This is a genomic window from Hallella mizrahii, from assembly GCF_009695775.1.
In the GTDB taxonomy this organism is placed as follows: Bacteria; Bacteroidota; Bacteroidia; order Bacteroidales; family Bacteroidaceae; genus Prevotella; species Prevotella mizrahii.
In genome coordinates this window covers 1-18514 of sequence record NZ_VUNG01000056.1, presented here as the reverse complement: position 1 = coordinate 18514, position 18514 = coordinate 1, and the positions used below count along the sequence as shown (strand labels likewise).

Below are 18514 nucleotides of genomic sequence, written 5' to 3'. Positions count from 1 at the left end.
TGGATGATGTCACTACCGATGGAGAAGTTAGCAAGTAGTTATTAGTTAGAAGTAAGTTTTTTACTGCATTACCTTTTTATTTTCTGCCTTTTGGCCTGCATCCGCTGAGTAGTTACAGTTTGATGTAACTATTCAGGAATTCTTTTCGGCGGTTGGCATCAACATCGTTTTAGTAGTATTACTTTGTTAACGGTACCGCATATGGTGAGACCGTAGGGGCGGGGTTTATCCCCGCCCTAACCCCGCAAATGATATACAAACATGTGGTACAGGAGGGTGGAATGATTACCGTCAAGGGGGGTAGGGCGGGGATAACCCCCGCCCCTACTGTGGATGATGTCACTACCGATGGAGAAGTTAGCAAGTAGTTATTAGTTAGAAGTAAGCTTTTTACTGCATTACCTTTTTATTTTCTGCCTTTTGGCCTGCATTCGCTGAGTAGTTACAGTTTGATCTTTTATTGTTATCAAAGGTTAAATATGGAATTCCCCTGTAACTTTTATCCATTTCCCTCGTCGTTATAGTGTAAATGCAAAAATAATGATGGACTATAAGTATATCAATCAGCTTTTGGAGCGCTATTGGCGCTGCGAGACTTCCTTGGAAGAGGAAGACATCTTGCGGGCGTTCTTTAGTCAGGCCGACATCCCCGCCGACTTGAAGCGCTACCAGCCGCTATTCGCCTACCAGCGCGAAGAGCCGAAGGTTGATGTGCTTGGTGATGACTTCGACGAGAAGATTCTCGCCATGACAGAGGAGCCTAAGGTGGTCAAGGCACGCATCGTTTCGATGCCGCAGCGCTTGCGTCCGCTCTTCAAGGCCGTTGCCATTGTCGCCATCGTCCTGACCCTTGGCAATGCCATTCAGGTGCCCTTCGCTCAGAAAAATCAAGACCCGATCAGCAGCTACGACGGCTATTCCAAGCCGGAGATAGAAAAAGGCACTTCGGTAGCCATGAGCGACAGTGCCGCTGTCGACTCCGTTCCACGAGCGATGACAAGCACGCAGAGCTCCACGGGGCAGGTGATGATCAAATAAGATTATTTCTATGCTTTCTCTATAAAATCATGTTTAGTAAAACAACATTAAGAAGCTGTGAAGTTTCTATTCTCTCAAATTTTTCATAACATACTAACGTAGAAAGGGGCCGACACTCAATCGTGAGTTCGGTCCCTTTATTTTTTGTCCGTTTGAAATCGTCAGCTTTTAGTGGCTATTCTGCTTGATTCTTGATGATGGCAGCGTAATACTAAAAATCACGGAGCGGTGCGGTCCTTGGTGACCGCATCGCTCTGTTCCACATTATCAAGTCTCCAGCCTAGGCACACCAGTGCCAGAAGCAGTGACGAATCATTTCCGTATCACCTTCTTGCCGTCGCTGATGACGATGCCCTTATAGTTTTTGTCCACACGTTGTCCGGCGAGGTTATAGTCTGCGACATTGTTTGTTTTCTTAGCTTGCACCGTACTGCTGATGCTGGTGGTGGTTGGCGTGAAGGTGAAAGCGTAGAAATTCAAAGAATTGGTAGGGTAGGCGACATCGACTGTGCCTTTGCTGACAGGCACGGCGACAATAGGATACACATTGCTGGAGTTGCCGTCCTCAAGTGTGATCGACGTAGCATCAGCTTCCTGCACCACTTTGTTGTACAGCTCCTTCCCGTCCTGGGTGAGCACCAGATTGCGGTCGGTTTCACCGTTTTTGCCAGTGCGGACACATATCTCTAAGGTGCCGCTTGATGGAACAGCGATGGACATGCAGTTTGCAGAACTGCTTTTACCGCCAGATTTCAGGCGATATTCGTAAAGCGTGTTGCTTTCTGCCGTGCCAAAGCGGGCTTCGTTTCCATCAACGGACACCTTTTTTTTCGTGTCTGTCACGGTGAGTGAGAAGCCGTCAAGCGTGCTGGTGATGGTCTGACCGTTTAATGAGCCACCTGCTTTCACTTCAGAGAACGAGATCGTGGTCTGTGCGTTGATGGTCAAAGCGCAAAGAGCCAATGCTGCGAGCGTAAAAAGTTTCTTCATAAGCGTAATCTCTTTTAGGTTTATTATTGAATAAGGATTGATTATTTCGTAGTGCAAATATAGCGTAAAATCTGTCTCCTTACAACTCTTAAGTGCATGAAAACAAGGCGCTTGAACGAAATTACGACAATTTAGAACGTAGTTACGAAAACCATCACGATAATAGCTTTGCATTCGTTTCTGCCTTCAATGGATTTTTCTTAATTTTGCCATCGAGGACATGAAAGGAAACGGTCACCTAAATTAAACCATATGAAGAAACGATTAACTCTTGTTTTTGCCATGATCGTCCTGCCCTTCGCGGTGTGGGCAGACAGTGGACAGACTGTCTCTGTCGACGGCACTATTGTGAACAAAACCGTGAAGGAGATCACCTTCAGCGGTACGGACGTGAAACTGTCCTTTACCGACGGCACCACGCAGACGGCGGATATGTCCACCGTGAACATTGCCTTTGGCACTGCAACCGGCATCAAAACCGTGAATAAAGACAAGCAGCAGCCTGCTGACGGTCGCATCTATTCACTCTCAGGACAGTATATGGGAAAGGACAAAACCAAGCTTCCTAAGGGCGTCTATATCGTAAATGGTAAAAAGGAAATAAAGAAATAGGAGGTTCAGATGATGAAGAAAAACATTCTCAAAACGCTATTGACACTGTTTGCCCTCTTGCTCTTCCCCGGCTGGGCATGGGCAGATGCTTCCTGGAACTTTACTTCCACGCCGTCGACAGACGTGAGTGCCTTAAAGGCTGACGTGGCGGGTTGGACCTATGAGACAAAGAACAACCGCTATGCCAACAAGCTGGCTGTTGCTGACGCACAGCTCGCTGCCAACGGACAGACGTTGACGATGACGGCAGGACTCTATTTCACGAGCACCACAGCAGGGAATATTCGTGTCGACGTGAACAAGCGGTTAGGGCTGAACGGCTCGGACATTGTGGTGAGGATACCGAATCTCACGGCCGGTGCTACCGTGAAGGTGAACTTCGGTCCGTCGTCAAAAGGCAAAGACCGCTCGTTGAAGCTTACCAATCTCAGCGAAACGGCTTTCTCGAGCAGCTCCAACACTGGGGCAGACTGCTCGGCCACGGTGACCGCAGACGGTGACGTGACGCTCACCACCACCGGCGGCGTCTATCTCTTCTCCATCTCAGTAACGGAGAAGGGCGGCACTTCTACTGGTACGAAAGCCGATGTCTCTGACCACGCCGTGGCGTTTGACAGCCAGGCCAACCAAGCCCTGGTCACCAACAGCAACAGCAGCCTGAAATACTACAATACCGCTGACATCACCAAGATCGCCGTCGACAAGGATACGCTCTATGTCCGCGGCACCGATTGGCAGGATGTCTATTACACACCAAAGAACGTGAGTTTTGCCAAGGCCTCGGGCAACAGCACCGGAGGAAAGATAAGCAATGAGGACGGCAAGGTGGAGATTACGGAGGCTAAAGGCTGGTTGGAGTCGGCTTACGTGAAGTTTAAGAAGCTCGGCGACTGCACGCTCTATCACGTATATATAAAAGGTGGCGACTTCGCATCCTACACGCGCATCGACTCCATGCTCGTGCGCAGCTATGGCGACACCTATCGTGCTGACATGGTAGGACTCAAAGCCGGCAACTACGACATGAAGGTCGTGCCGGTGAGCAAAGGCAAGGAGCTGGAGACAAACGCCAATGAGGCTACGGCCATGACGGTGCTCAACTACGACCGCTCGGGCTTTGCTCATCTCGACAACGCGGGTGTCGGTGCCTACAACGACGATGGATCGCTGAAGTCCGACGCGCGCGTCATCTATGTCACGGCGCAGACGGCCAAGACCGTGACTTGTGAGGTGAAGACAGGCTCCAAGGCTACTAACGTGACTACTTTCACGGGCTTGCAATCCATCCTCGACGCTTATCAAAAAGGATATGAGACACGGCCTCTCGACGTCCGCTTCATCGGACTGGTGGAGAAAGCTGATCTCGACGCCGTCTCCTCGTCGTCTGAGGGCTTGCAAATTAAGGGCAAGAAAGCCTACAGCAATCTCTTTATCACCTTGGAAGGCATTGGCGACGACGCAACATTGCGCGGCTTCGGCTTGCTGCTACGCAATGCTGCCAATGTGGAGCTGCGCAATTTCGCCATCATGCGCTGTATGGATGACTGCGTGTCGATAGACACCGACAATAAATTCATTTGGGTGCATCACCTCGACTTCTTCTACGGACAGAAGGGAAGCGATGCCGACCAGGTGAAAGGTGACGGCACCACTGACATCAAAGGTGACTCGCAATATATCACCGTGGCTTACAACCACTATTTCGACAGCGGCAAGTCGTCGCTCTGCGGCATGACGAGTGAGTCGGAACCGAATTATATCGACTACCATCACAACTGGTTTGACCACAGCGACTCGCGCCATCCGCGTGTGCGCACGATGAGTGTGCACGTATGGAACAACTATTACGACGGTTGCGCAAAGTATGGTGTGGGTGCCACGAGCGGTTCGAGTGTCTTTGTGGAGAGCAACTATTTTCGTGCCACAAAGGATCCGATGCTCATCTCTCAGCAGGGAACGGATGCCAAGGGCGGCGGTACCTTCTCGGGCGAGACGGGTGGAATGATCAAGAGCTACGGCAATGTCTATGCCGACAAAGGCTTGAGTTCCAACTTCACACCGATCACGCAGCACGAGAGCGCTGCGAGTTTCGACTGCTACGAGGTGGCTTCGCGCGACGAGCAGGTCCCCGGCAGTGTGAAAGCACTTGTGGGCGGTACGGCTTACGACAACTTCGATACCAATAGCACACTGATGTACACTTACAAGCCCGCCGCCGCCACTCAAGTGCCTGCTGAGGTCACGGGATGGACGGGAGCAGGCCGCTTGGGCAAAGGCGACTTCAAGTGGACATTCTCTGCTTCCGATGACAGTTCGTATACCATCAACGCTGCCCTTTCCACAGCAATAGACAGCTATCAAAGCAAGATGGTGGGCATCTCGGCAGAGTGACATTCGCTCGGTCGATATCGGTTACGCGAGGGTGGGGCGGCCATGGTGGGTCGCCACCTACCGCGTCGTTACATCTGCGTTGCCACCGTTTTTATCGTATCCCTTCCTTGTTGTGAAAACTGACAAAAAACGGGCTCTGAGAATCGATTCTTTTGAGTGAAGACCTCCTTTGCTCTGATTTTTGCGGAAATCAGCTATTTTCTGTATGTATCTGATAATAAGTCTGTTATGAATATTCTGGTTTTCCACAAGGACAAAACAAGTTGTTTCTTCCAAAATTCTCTAGAAAATTTTCGGTTAAAACACTGAGATGACCTGGTCATCTCAGTTGTTTTATCTGATCATCTCAGTTGTTTTATCATGTCAAACAACTGAGATGACGGGTTCAAACAACCTTTTTCTGTTCAAAATCAAGCTAAAACCGATGGGAGAAGTCTGAATTTTGTCGATTTTAGGTCGCCGAGTTGATTTTTCATTCTCTAGATTGTGAGTGAAAGTTGAAGGTGTTTTGTAAAGAAATAGCAAAAGGATTTAAGTTGGGTTGAAAGGTGTCTGTCGTTGCCGTTTTCTTTTAGCGCACCATCTTCGATGGTATCAAGAATATAACCGAATATCTAGAATATATTTTCTTGATATTCGGTTATATTCTTTATTCCGCGTAGCGGAGCGTTAGCTTAAATTCTAATGCTTGTATGGCAAACCAATGTTGCGGGTATTGCCATTCCCTCCCCTCGGGGAGGGTTAGGGAAGGGCTATGGTATTGCCATTCCCTCCCCTTGGGGAGGGAATGGGTAGGGCTTGGGCTTGGGCTAGGGAAGGGCTTGGGTCTCTTATTTGGCTCTCTTTAGTCTGATGCTGAGCTGGAACAGAGCGGGCAGGAAGATGCAGAGCGAGAAGAGCAGGCTGAGCATCATCGTGGTATGGTTGCCGTGGAAAAGGTCGATGAGTTTGCCGTCGTTCATCTGCGGCATCATGTGGAACATGACAAAGGCTACCGTGTTGTTGACCCAGTGGAAAGCAACACCCGGAACGATGGAGTCGGTGCGATAGTACATCCAGCCTAACAGCAAGCCAATGAGCGCAGCATGGACAAACTGCGGAACATTCATGTGTACGGCACTGAAGATAAGCGCCGAGATGACGATGGGCACCCAGTGCCATTTGCGGTCGAAGAGCTTCAGCAGCGTGCGGAGAATGGCACCGCGGAAGACGAGTTCCTCCACCAACGGGGCCAGAATGCCAATGGCGACATAGCCGAGCGGCTCGCCCATGATGCTTTCGAAGAGCTTCTCAGCACTCTCGGGCAGTGTGATCTCCATGCGCTCCACGAGCCATTGCGACGGCAGGATGGTGCCAAGAGCAAGAAGTACCACCCATATCAGCGCCGTCCACGGCCGCGTGGCCAGCCAGTCGCGTTTGACAGGAGCCCAGTGGCAGGCGACAAAAAGACAAAAGGTGAGGACGCTGCTGATGGCTGTGGCAGCAACTAGCTCCTTGCCGTTCAGTCCCAATGAGCCGGTCTGTAGATGCTGGCTGATGGCCGGCCAAGGTGTTCCGCCGATCCACATGGCGATGATCGCCACGGCGAAGGTAACAGCCAACTGGATGAGCAGAAACAAAATGACGTATAATACGATGTTGGCTATATCGTGCAGTGAACTTCTTTTCATGGTTGATGACTGATTGAAATATGTTCTTGATGGGTTGTTGCGGAGCTTTTTCGGCTTTAATCATGTGATGTAGGCACGATGGTGCCATGCTGCCGGAACCGTTCTTCAATGTCTTTTCTGTCCTGCCGCAACTGCTGGATGAGCTGCTCGACGTTGTCGAACTTCCGTTCGTCGCGTATGCGGTTGTAGAAAGAGAGGAGCAGCCGTTGGCCGTAGATGTTGTCCTCGAAGTCGAAGATGTTGGTTTCCACGGTCTGATGGTGCCCGCTGAAGGTAGGTCGCATGCCGATGTTGGTCATTCCCGGGCGCTGTGTCATGCTGCCCTCGGTGCGTACCTTCACGCCGTAGACGCCAGCGGCAGGCAAGAGTTGGGTAAGGCTGGAGGGCCCAAGGTTGGCTGTGGGGAAGCCCAGGCGACGGCCCTCTTTCACGCCGTCCACGACTTTGCCCTCTATCGTGTAGGGATAGCCCAGGCACTCGTTGGCCATTTCTATTTCGCCAGCCTGGATAAACGAGCGCACTACCGACGAGCTGACCTTCACGCCATGGAGCAGATAAGGCTCGCTCTGCACCACGTCGATGCCCATCTCGCGGCCGTAGCGCACATAGTCGCTGAAGCCTTCGGTGCGGTCGTGGCCAAAGCGGTTGTCGTATCCGATGACCAGTTGTCTGACCCGAAGCTGTTGACGGAGGATGAGTTCCATGAACTGCCGGGCACTCAGCGAGGCCAGCGCAAGGTCGAAATGCACGACAACGACATAGTCGACGCCCGTGCGCGAGAGCAGCACGAGCTTGTTTTCGAGGGTGGACAGCAGTTGAGGCTGATAGTTTTGCTGTAATACCTGACGGGGATGCTGGTCGAAGGTGATGACCATCGACCGCAGGCCACGGCGACGGGCTTCGTCGGTGACCTGACCGATGAGGAAGCGGTGACCACGGTGCACACCGTCGAAGAAGCCAATGGTGGCCACGGACGGCTCCAAGTCCTCGGTATTGTCTCTGTCTAAATAGATGGTTTTCATGCCTTGGCCTCCTTGATTCGTTTGATGGCCCGCCATAGCTCACCGGCAACAAGTACCAAGGATGTGGCTATCGTGATGATGAGCCATTCCTCTGCACTCAATGGTTGGGTGCGGAACATGCGGCCGCCGAAGGTGACGATGAGCCATTGTCCAATGAAGATCAGCAGCAACACGAGCAGCAGGCCGCCGTCGTGCCGCAGGTTGTGGAAGGCACTGTGTGTGGAGCCTAAGCACTTCGCGTTGAAGAGATTCCAGAACTGCAGCATGACAAAGGTGGTGAAGAACATCGTCAGCTCATGTACGTCGATGATGCTGCCCGCACCATGGCGCTCGCACCAGATAAGGAAGACAAACATGATGGCGAAGAACACGATGCCGCAGCCGAGGATGCCGCGTCCCATCGACTTCGAGATGATGAAGTCGGAAGACTTGCGCGGTTTGTCCTTCATCACTTCCCGCGAGGGCGGCAACGAGGCCAGGGCCATGGCGGCAAAGGTGTCCATGATCAGGTTGACCCAAAGGATCTGTGTCACCGTGAGCGGCATTTCTGTGCCGATGATGCTGCCGCCGAGGACGAGCAGCAGGGCACTGACGTTGACGACAAGCTGGAAGAAGAGGAACCGCTGAATGTTTTTGTAGAGCGAGCGGCCCCACATCACGGCGTTGGCGATGGAGTGGAAGCTGTCGTCGAGCAGGGTGATGTCGGAGGCTTGCTTGGCTACCGATGTGCCCGAGCCAAGCGAGAGTCCCACGTGGGCGTGGTTGAGAGCCGGTGCGTCGTTGGTGCCGTCGCCGGTGACAGCAACCACTTCACCGTGCTTCTGAAGGAGTTGCACGAGACGCTGCTTGTCTGTCGGACGTGCGCGCGACATCACGCGGATGTCCTCCACGCGGTCGTAGGCTTCCTCATCGCTCAGTGCGGCAAAGTCGCTGCCGGTGATGTGCCAACGAAGCTCTTCGGCCTTGGTGGTTTCTTCCTTAGGCCAGATGCCGATCTGACGGGCTATCTCTACGGCTGTGGCTGAGGTGTCGCCGGTGACAACCTTGATCTTGATGCCGGCGCCACGGCAGGTGGATACGGCCGAGGGTACGTCTTCACGGACAGGATCGCTGATGGCAGCGATGCCCTGGAACGTGTATCCGCCCTCTTCGCTGAAGTCGCCGTCACGCCAAGCAAAGGCCAAGGTGCGCATGGCCTGACGCTGATAGCCCGACAGCACTTCGCGCAGATGGATCTGCTGAGGCTCGGCGAGATCGCACAGCGAGGCAATGATCTCTGGTGCTCCTTTTATATATGTCCGCTTTTTGTCGTTGAGGACAACTGTGGTGGCCATGTATTTCTTTTCTGTGGAGAAGGGGATCTGACTGTCAACGGGCTGTGATGCTCTCTGTTGTTGATAGTCCTTGCTCTGCTGTTGCAGCCACATGAGCAAGGCTCCTTCGGTGGGGTTGCCGATGGGGGCGTTGTTCTCGTCGAGTTCGGCCGTGGTGTTCGCAGCGACAGCTTCGGAAAATCTGGCTTTTGTCGCAGTGGTGGCTTCCTCTGCTTTGACGAGGTGGTCGCCTTCAACAAGCTGGATGTCGTGGACGGTCATACGGTTTTGGGTCAGTGTGCCCGTCTTGTCGGTACAGATCACGGTGACGGCGCCCATCGTCTCCGAGGCGTGCAGCTTGCGTACGAGATTGTTGAACTTCAGCATCCGGCGCATGTTCAGTGCCAGCGCCAGCGTCACGGCCATCGGCAAACCTTCGGGTACGGCCATGACAATCAGCGTGACGGCCATCATGAAGTAGTTCAGCACTACTTGCAGCATGGAGAGATAGTCGGTGGTGTGCCAAAGACTGTTGGTGAGAATGTCGTGACCAAGGAAGATGACAAAGGCGGCGATGGAGACGCCGGTACCTACCTTGGAGATGAGCTTGGCCAGTTTGTCGAGTTGAAGGTTCAGCGGTGTCTTGGTCTGGGTGGCTTCCGTGGCCTCTGTGGCTACCTTTCCGATCTCAGTGCTGTCGCCGACGCGCGTGACAATTGCCGTGCCGCGACCGTTCATCACCATCGTGGAGCGAAGAATCACGTTCTTGGGATAAGCCTCGGAGGAATGTTGAGAGCCGAGTGATGAATGTTGAATGATTGCGTCAGCGGAGTGTTGAGGGTTGAGTGATGACAGTTGACTGGCAGTGTCAGCAGACTGCTGGCTTTGCGCGTCTGTCACCGATTTGGAAGTCAGCGGCTCGCCGGTCAGACTCGATTCGTCGATTTGTAGGTTGACTGCTTCCACAAGGACAGCGTCGGCGGGAACCTCGTCGCCTGTCTCCACAAGGATGATGTCACCCACAACAACGTCGCGGCGGGGTACCTCCATCACCTTTCCGTCACGTCGCACCTTCACGGGTTGATCCTCGTTGATGGCGGTGAGCACGCGGAACTTGCGTGCAGCGTCGCACTCAAAGTAGAAACCTACTGTCGTGGCGATGAAGATAGCGATGAAGATGCCTAACGTCTCCACAAAGTCGTGTTCCACAAAGGCCAGCACCAAAGACACCAGTGCGGCCACAAGAAGAATTTGGATGATGGGATCACGGTATTTGTCGAGATAGAGCTTCCAAAGGGAAGTCTTCTTCGGCGGGGTGAGCACATTGTCGCCATATTGCTGTCGGCTGTCTGCCACTTGCGCGTCGCTGAGCCCTACATGAGGGTCTGTGTTTAGTATCTGTTCGCTTTTCATCGATTCTGCTTCGCTGTGTTTATTGCTTGCAAAGATAGTCAAATTAGCCCTAACAGCCAATATGGTGAAGACTTATTATCTACTTTTCACAAAAAATATTTGGCTATTCGACTGGAAACTCGTATCTTTGCACCACAAATCTTATCGGCCCCTTCGGTTCGCATAAGTTGGACTTGTAGCTCAGTTGGTTAGAGCAACAGACTCATAATCTGGAGGTCCTAGGTTCAAGCCCTAGCTGGTCCACACTGAAAATTAGCAACTTAAGACTCATCTTAGGTTGCTGATTTTCTTTTTGCGAACATTTTGCGAACACGAATGCAAGGTTAGACACCTCGCTTTTTTCTCAAATCATCCCTCCGTGTTCGCAAAATCGTGTTCGGTGTTCGCAAAGATTTTGCAAACGAGTGCAGAACCAAGCTTGCTTGGGTTATGCCGAGTGCAGCTAAAGCTTATGCAAAGTGGAAGAAGAATGCAAATTCAGCAGACACTGTCTGCCGATTTTAGATGGCAAATAAATCCTCAAGGGTTACGACATTCTGAAATATACCGCTGTACTCGTTGTATTTAAGACCATAGGTAGTAACAAGCGTCTGATGTATGGCTGTTCTCTTTGGCAGTCTGTCTGACAATAACTTCTGACGATACTGAAGCTTCCGATAGTAATCCTTGTCTACAGTAAAATCATCACTGTAAAATTTCATCTCACAAAGGTTAAGCACATGGTCTGCCCTATCTATAAGCAGGTCAATCTGTGCGCCTTTATGCTCATCATCACCTTTTAATGCCCACGAAGATTGAGAACTTGCCACGCCGTCAATGCCCAAGGCATGTTTTATTTGTTTAATGTGAGAGAGACAGACATTTTCAAAAGCTATTCCACGCCAAGAAACAATAACAGGTGTATTTTCATTGTGTATCCAGAAGGTTTTGTCCGCCTTGCTGTTGTTTAGAACAAAACGGATATAGAATATGCAGAATGGGTCGACAAGTTTATAATACTCTTCACGCTTACTATGCCCAAAGGGAACGAATTTAACAACAAAATCACTGGCAATGAGGGCATATAGCATCTTAGTGAGATTTCCATTGTTGGACAGTTTCGTAATATCGCTTATCTCGTTCCTTGTAAAACCGTAGTTGCGTGCACTTAGACACTCAACTATTCTCTTCACGTCATCGGGACGTGTAAACACGGAAGTAAACAACCGGTCATATTCATCCGTCAGTCGTGCGCCTGCATCAAAAAACATATTGTCAATATTCTGTGCAAAGCTCTTGCCCGTCTGAAAATATCCAAGATAATAAGGTATGCCGCCTATGGACATATAGCATTGAGTAATGTCGTACCTGGACATCTGCACATTGGCAGCCTTAAAATACTGCTCACATTCCTTCAGAGTGAATGGCGAAAGTTTAATCTCGTAAGTAAGTCTGTCGTACAGTCCTCCATGGTTATTGACGAGTTTATCCTGCATCCACGACGTAGCCGATCCACATACTACAAGCATGAAGTTGTCTCTGTGGCATCCCCAACCGTTCCAAAAAGACTCCAATGCCGTCATGAATCCGGAACGGGGAGTATCCATCCATGGCAGTTCATCAAGGAACACTAATTGACGTTTGCCGTTGTCTATCTTCTCAAGGTATGTCTCCAGCAGGAAGAATGCCTCAAGCCACGAAGATGGTATTCTGGATTTCTTCATGCCCTGTCTCAAGAGGGAATAATAGAAGTTACGCAACTGTTCCCTAAGCAAGTCTTTTTTGTTATCGGTTTCAACGGGCGACAGACCTGCATGGCGGATCGTTATCCTTCCCTTGAATACCTCATCAACAAGAAAAGTCTTCCCTACTCTGCGCCGTCCATAAATAGCCACGAACTGTGCCTGATGGCTGCTATACAAGCGATTCAGTTCTACTATCTCCTTGTCTCTACCTATTACCATATTATTGCTTTTTATTTGGCTACAAAGGTAGATAAAATTAATTTCATAGCCAAATAAACAGTAATATTTTATAGCAAATCAATGAATCATCCCTCCGTGTCCGCAAATCGTGTTCGGTGTTCGCAAAGATTTTGCAAACGAGTGCAGAACCAAACTTGCTTGGGTTATGCCGAGTGCAGCTAAAGCTTATGCAAAGTGGCAGAAGATTGAATTTCCCCAAAGAGATTTCTTTGCCCAAACGATAGAATCATCAAGGAAATGTTGTATCTTTGCGCTATCAACAACGAAGGAATATATGGAAGTATCTCATATCTCACAAGAATACATACAGGCAGTAAAGGACATCAAGAGCGCTATCCTGAGGAGCCGGTACCAGGCTGCAAAACTCGCCAATAAAGAGTTGCTGAAGCTCTACTACTCTGTCGGTGGCTATGTATCTGCACACAGTCGCGATGGCTATTGGGGCAAGGGTGCCATTGATGCCATTGCTAAAGCATTGCAACAAGAGTTGCCAGGACTAAGAGGATTCTCAGTTAGCAACATCAAGAATATGAGAATGTTCTTTGAAGAATGGAGTCCTTATATAAATCGCCAGTTGTTAACTGGCGATTTACTAAGCAATTATGTCACAACAAATTATGAAATTCGCCAGTTATCAACTGCCGAATTTTCGATGACTGATTTTATGTCAGTAGGCTTTACTTGCCACACTGAGATATTAATGAGAGTCAAGGACATAGACGAGCGATTATTCTACATTAGCCGCTGCGCTCATGAGTTTTGGACTGTAGAAAACCTCAAGCGAAGAATAGCTGAAGATTTGTATCATAAGGAAGGCTCGATCAAGCAGACCAACTTTCAAAAGACTATTTCTGATGATGACTTCAAAAAGAAAGCATTGCAGTCGTTTAAGGATGAATATCTGCTTGACTTCATCAACATAGAAGACCCGGAAGATACCGACGAGCGAGTTATCGAGCAGAGCATTATTCAGAATATTAAGAACTTCATCATGGCGTTCGGCAAAGACTTTGCCTTTATGGGTAACCAATATCATTTGGAAGTTGACGGGCACGACTATTACATCGACCTGCTGTTCTTCTCTCGTAAGCTTCATAGCCTTGTGGCGTTTGAACTCAAACGAGGGGAATTCAAGCCTGAGTACTCTGGCAAGCTCAACTTCTATCTCTCTGCCCTCGATGAATATGTGAAGTTACCGGACGAGAATCCATCCATCGGAATTATTCTCTGTAAGTCAAAAAGCAACAAGATTGTCGAGTTGTCGTTCCGGGACACTTCCAAACCAATGGGCGTAGCGACATACCGTACGTCAAAAGAACTGCCGAAAGAATTGCGTGATGCGCTTCCCGACATGGAGGAATTGAAGAAACTACTGTAATATGTAAAAAGCCAAAGCACTGATAATGATAATCAACACCTTGGCTTTTCTTTATCTTATCACTTGTGACTTAATCAGCCACAAGCCTTCGTTTATTCCTCCACTATCTTTCCGAAGTCCTTCCAATAGGTTGCTGACGCATACTTGTCCTTACACCCTTTCGGAACATACAGCGTACTCTTGCTACGATCGACTTCGGTATCCGAATCCAATGTCGGCGGCGTCGTTAAGGCGACATGCAGGTTCTTCACCCGGAGCCCTTTGAGCGCTTTGGCTGATAGATTAGCAGCCTTCGGAATAAAGAGGGTCGTCAGGGTTCCACCCGTGTTAAAGGCCTCATCGTAGATACTACTGAGCTTGGAATCTGCCGGAATCACGATTTCTTCGATCTTTGGAGAGCTGGCAAATGCCTCGACACCGATGTGCTCAACACTGGAAGGCAGAACAACAGTCTTGAGGTTCTTACAGTTGGCAAAAGCCTCATTACGAATTGCCCCGATGCCTTGGGGAAGCAGGATCCTCGACAGATGGGAACCGAAGAACTCTCTTTCTTCGATATCGAACTCGTCAGAATAGAACGTGGCATTCAAACCCGACATATCCAGCGTGTCAAGTGACAACTTACCTATTTTAGCAGCATATTCAATGTCATAAGGGGTCGGGTATCCTGTCATTGTAAGTTTTCTCAGCCTTGAGAGATTCTCTTTGTCTTGCCCCAATAACACGCTAAGCGGCTCTGAGAACATCCCAAATTTAATCGTTTCCGATGCATTCAGCGTGCGTGGCTCCTGTCTAACCTCAATGATATCTCTAACCTTAATGCCACGAGCATTATCATTAGGAAGAATGCTCTCGACTGAGATTCCATAGGATGCACTTCTACCCAGGCCGGTGTTCAACTGGACTCCGAAGGGAAATTCCAACGTCTGGCCTTCATTGCAGTTCACCTTCTTATAAATTTCTTCCAACCAACTTGTATCCACAAATTTTGTATTCTCTCCAGAACCTGTTATCTGGGGTATTTTTTTTATTTTAAATGGAGAATTGGCCTTAACGCGGAGAACAACGCTACCTCCCGTATTTTTGACATAGATAATACTATCCGTGAAATATGCCAACTTATAGGGCTTCTGATTCACCTTCACTACATAGTTGCCTCGCGGTGAGGAGATGTTTACCGTAGCCTCTCTGGCAAAGAGAGAAGTATCGGATGGTGCACACTGAATGCGGATACCCTGTGCTCCCGTAACAGCATCCGTACATTCTTTCGCCGACATCCATTTACCGCTACCGGAAGCGAAGTTGATGTCAACCCCATACGCATCTGATTTCGGGAAGACAACAGTTGTGTCTACACCATCAGCCCCAACATTGAGCCCCGTGGCAAGGATCTGCTCCGTCACAGGATTCATCGGCTCTTCCTCCTCACTATCTTTGCACGAGGAGACAGTTAATACAGCCAATGCTACAAGTAATATATTTTTGGTTTTCATAATCCGATAATTTTGAATGTTCTGGTTATAGTGCCGAGAGCTATACTTTTATATGTGCAATTTTCGTCATACCAATCCCTTATACCATACTCGTCTAACACATAGTCGCCTTCTAATTCATCGTCATATACAGAGAACGCAATTTTGTGCTCTTTATTGTATATGTACTTCAATCTCATATTTTTGTTCTCAATCCAATGCATATCAGAAAAGTCTACGGTTACCACTTCACAAAGAGGATCGAGAATATGTGGATTAAAATGTCCATAAACATTTGACTTAATCTCTATACTGAAAACTTTCTTCATTTTTTCAGCAATCTGTGAGGCCTTAGCAAAGAATACATTGTTATCATCATTTTTTATCAATTCATCTTCTGTAAGATCCTTGTCCGATGGGTCTGTAAGGATTATTTTGTCCCCTTGCCGTGTGTTCAATATTGCAGCTATACCATACAAATCCTTGTCATACTTCTCTGAATGTTTTATATAATACCGAGAGATCTCGATAAAAGTTGGGAGGAATCTACTATAACCAACCAGATATCCAGCCGAAGTGTACTTTAGGCGTTTCTTATAATTGTCTTCCAGTACTACATCACTTATATGAATGAGTCCTCCGTCACCAATAGAAACGATAGAGTGTGTATTTTCATCATCCAAAGATTGAGTCCATGGTGTCAAATTAATCGAAGACGTATGTAAATCGAAGGGGTTATCAACCATGTTTATACCATGCTTACCACCATATGTATTGACACATGCATAACTTTTTTCAAGAAAACTCTTCCTTCCCGAAATGCTACCGTTATTTTTCCCTATATTCAAACTGTCAAGCTTGAAGTTGATAGTGCCCTTATCAGTTTTATAATCTATAGAGGCATTGATCTCTTGGTCCATAGCCTGCAACCGTTCTTTAACAGCAACGGTCGACCTGGTCATACCTGCAAATAATGCCGTCATTTTCCCTTCTGTCAGATAATCAGTCAAGATAAAATCCCCATAGTTATCAAGGATATCACCTGCCGGTGAACCATAAAGGTTCCTTATAAAGGATTTTGCCAGGCAAGACAAGGCAAATGTATGCAATGAGCCTTCTGATGAATTTAGCTTAAACTCAGAGTTGTAAAAGGAGACATTTGCTTCTCCATACACAGAACGTGTAGAGTCGCTAATGTAGGCAGCAAATACTTGCGTGTTTTTATGCTTGCGACCAATCTTAAATATGTTAAACACATTGATACTGAATCCAGATTTTGATTTCTTGGTCAACTGTGACTTTTGTAGGAAATCATCATAGCTGGCGTAAGAAAAACTGTTAATAGAAGATTGGCCTATGTGGTTTTTTGATATAAGTGACGGTTCATAATCAGTCACTTTAGTAACGTCTATTACTTGGTAACCGACATTTTTAGGATCACCTAAAATAGTATTACCAATCTTATAGGAATATCCAAGCAACTCCCCCAAATTCCCGTTCTTATCTTCATTGGCGGAAGCACGGGTAAACATAAGTTTACCATAATCGATTCTACGTGTTTTTACACATGGAAGATTAGGATTTCTTGCCTGATATATAGTGTCGTGCAATTCTGGGGTTCCAGCGATATATCCATTCTTTTCATCCAATTCTGAGCAAGACGAAAAGATTACCACTAATATAGATAGCAACTGAAAAATACGTATTCTCATCACCTCTTAATTTTAAAAGATTTTGCAGCTTCCGAGTCAAATATCTCTTCACCCGTCGTCATATTAAAAAACCTCGTAGTTATAATTGGATCGACATAATCCGGATTGGGTATTACATAACCCTTCCATGTCCCGGTAAACTTTATTTCACGTCCATTATATTGTGCGTATACCGTATAAGGAACCTCTACATTATAAGATGTAAGCTTCATAGTGATTAAAATGAGGCACTTATTTGTTTGGGGCGCAAATCCTTTTACCGTATATTTCCTATATGAATAGACATTCTGATAGCTAGAAATGTTATATCTTATTTTTGGGAGTTCTCCATCCAATAGAAGAGCTTTCCTTGCCAGAACCGTTGGCATTTTGAGTAGAGTGTCAGTATTCAAGTCAAATTTTATATTACTCCTGTTTTGCTGGAACCAACTTTTCTCGGTTACGCGACCGTTAACATCCTCTACAATTTCACTTCTTGGTTTACCTTGAAATACTCTATTGAATTTCACTTCATACGGAGTCGCATCGGTAACTTTTGCGGCTTCAAAATTATAGGATACATTGCCGACCGTAAATCGAGCAATAGGTTTTATAAAGAACTTTTGCTGATTCTTTCCTGTATATTCGGCAAAACGTAACTCGTTATTATCGTTTACTTCCAAATAATAGTTGAACACAGACCACATATTCTTAGGATCCTTTTGTCCAAGGAACATTTCGTTTTCTATAGCAAAATACCCGGCGGCACTTGTCGGTTTAAGATCCCAGCCAACAAAAGGATTAGAGATATCATCCTTGCTGTTTGACATCAGAATATTAACGTTGGGAGTCTTCCTATAATGTCCTACCGTTAACGGAGTCTTTGACGATTCCGAATACAACAGATATGGAATACCAGATGAAGCAGGCAGAATCTTGAGATAAAACTGCTGGCTTATATCAAAAGCATTTTTATTATCAGTAAGTTTTACCTCAGATCCAGCCCGATTGCACCACAGATATCTCTGACTCTTGTTTTTCCCGGCTTCCATCACCTCTATAGTAACAGGAAGCTCACGTATAGCAAACATGTTGCTACTAAAGTTGGCGTCATAATCTGCTGGAGACTGTCCAACTTTCCTAGTATGACGAACAACTTTAGTCCGGAAATTCAAGAGAGATCTCATTGAATCGTCGAATTCAAGTAGGCAGAGACTATCAGAAGAGTCTGATGCTCTTGTCAAGTGATTCAAGGGTGCTTGTTCCTTTGAAGGAAGTGAAGCATCACTTATGGATTGCTCTGTGCCATCGGAGCACGAGAACAGAGTCATCGCAATGATAAATGCGCATAAGTAAAAAATGCTTTTCATCTTTTATAAAATTTAGAATATATATGTTTTATATTACCGCTACACTCTTTTGTGGCTTTCCGGTGTAATCGGTATCTTTGCACCAACAAATTTCAGAAATTAGCAATGTAGCAGATTTCGGAAAAATGAATGTAGCAGATTTCGGAAATTAGCAATGTAGCATTTCCGGCAAATAAGGATGCAACATTGG

Annotated in this window: 12 protein-coding genes and 1 tRNA gene; 5 read left to right on the top strand and 8 right to left on the bottom strand. The window is 47.6% G+C overall.

The annotated features are described in order from the left end of the window. Positions 1-543: 543 nt before the first annotated feature. Positions 544-1038: a pyruvate ferredoxin oxidoreductase gene (locus FYJ73_RS14435; RefSeq protein ID WP_154535446.1), complete on the top strand. Its 495-nt coding sequence runs from the start codon at positions 544-546 to the stop codon at positions 1036-1038. Between the two features lie 312 nt (positions 1039-1350). On the opposite strand, the gene FYJ73_RS14430 is transcribed toward FYJ73_RS14435, so the two are convergent. Further along, the gene (locus FYJ73_RS14430) at positions 1351-2028 is read right to left on the bottom strand and encodes a hypothetical protein (RefSeq protein ID WP_154535444.1); all 678 of its coding nucleotides are present in this window, start codon (positions 2026-2028) and stop codon (positions 1351-1353) included. A gap of 252 nt (positions 2029-2280) precedes the next feature. Between FYJ73_RS14430 and FYJ73_RS14425 the strand changes: the two genes are divergently transcribed. Together FYJ73_RS14425 and FYJ73_RS14420 are read left to right on the top strand one after the other, a co-directional pair. Next, positions 2281-2640: a subtilase gene (locus FYJ73_RS14425; protein ID WP_154535443.1), complete on the top strand. Its 360-nt coding sequence runs from the start codon at positions 2281-2283 to the stop codon at positions 2638-2640. Positions 2641-2649: 9 nt separating this feature from the next. Further along, positions 2650-5031, top strand: coding sequence for a pectate lyase family protein (locus FYJ73_RS14420; protein ID WP_235899397.1), 2382 nt, complete (start codon positions 2650-2652; stop codon positions 5029-5031). A gap of 830 nt (positions 5032-5861) precedes the next feature. On the opposite strand, the gene FYJ73_RS14415 is transcribed toward FYJ73_RS14420, so the two are convergent. Genes FYJ73_RS14415 through FYJ73_RS14405 form a run of 3 tightly spaced genes read right to left on the bottom strand, consistent with a single transcriptional unit; the run spans position 5862 to position 10449 of the window. After that, positions 5862-6701, bottom strand: coding sequence for a CPBP family intramembrane glutamic endopeptidase (locus FYJ73_RS14415; RefSeq protein WP_154535442.1), 840 nt, complete (start codon positions 6699-6701; stop codon positions 5862-5864). Between the two features lie 56 nt (positions 6702-6757). Next, positions 6758-7723, bottom strand: coding sequence for a bifunctional riboflavin kinase/FAD synthetase (locus FYJ73_RS14410; RefSeq protein ID WP_154535441.1), 966 nt, complete (start codon positions 7721-7723; stop codon positions 6758-6760). Next, entirely contained in the window at positions 7720-10449 is a 2730-nt protein-coding gene (locus FYJ73_RS14405; RefSeq protein WP_154535440.1) for a calcium-translocating P-type ATPase, PMCA-type, read from the bottom strand. The genes FYJ73_RS14410 and FYJ73_RS14405 overlap by 4 nt, the downstream gene beginning before the upstream one ends. A gap of 169 nt (positions 10450-10618) precedes the next feature. Here FYJ73_RS14405 and FYJ73_RS14400 point away from each other — a divergent pair. Beyond that, positions 10619-10692 (top strand) — tRNA-Ile (locus FYJ73_RS14400). A 257-nt stretch (positions 10693-10949) separates the two neighbouring features. Here the strand turns inward: FYJ73_RS14400 and FYJ73_RS14395 are convergent. Beyond that, on the bottom strand, positions 10950-12392 hold the full coding sequence (locus FYJ73_RS14395) for an AAA family ATPase (protein ID WP_154535439.1): 1443 nt from the start codon (positions 12390-12392) through the stop codon (positions 10950-10952). A gap of 295 nt (positions 12393-12687) precedes the next feature. On the opposite strand from FYJ73_RS14395, the gene FYJ73_RS14390 reads away from it, so the two are divergent. Then, positions 12688-13791 (top strand): PDDEXK nuclease domain-containing protein, encoded by a 1104-nt coding sequence (locus FYJ73_RS14390; RefSeq protein ID WP_154535438.1) that lies wholly within the window; start codon positions 12688-12690, stop codon positions 13789-13791. Positions 13792-13883: 92 nt separating this feature from the next. On the opposite strand, the gene FYJ73_RS14385 is transcribed toward FYJ73_RS14390, so the two are convergent. The 3 genes from FYJ73_RS14385 to FYJ73_RS14375 are packed head-to-tail and all read right to left on the bottom strand — an operon-like array spanning position 13884 to position 18324. Continuing rightward, positions 13884-15284 (bottom strand): leucine-rich repeat domain-containing protein, encoded by a 1401-nt coding sequence (locus FYJ73_RS14385; RefSeq protein ID WP_154535437.1) that lies wholly within the window; start codon positions 15282-15284, stop codon positions 13884-13886. Continuing rightward, positions 15281-16975, bottom strand: a complete 1695-nt coding sequence (locus tag FYJ73_RS14380) for a BSAP5a family pore-forming toxin (protein ID WP_154535436.1) — start codon at positions 16973-16975, stop codon at positions 15281-15283. Before FYJ73_RS14380 ends, FYJ73_RS14385 begins: the two co-directional genes overlap by 4 nt. Beyond that, positions 16975-18324 carry a BSAP5b family pore-forming toxin gene (locus FYJ73_RS14375; protein ID WP_154535435.1) on the bottom strand — a complete coding sequence of 450 codons (1350 nt, stop codon included), beginning with the start codon at positions 18322-18324 and terminating at the stop codon, positions 16975-16977. Before FYJ73_RS14375 ends, FYJ73_RS14380 begins: the two co-directional genes overlap by 1 nt. Positions 18325-18514 lie beyond the last annotated feature (190 nt).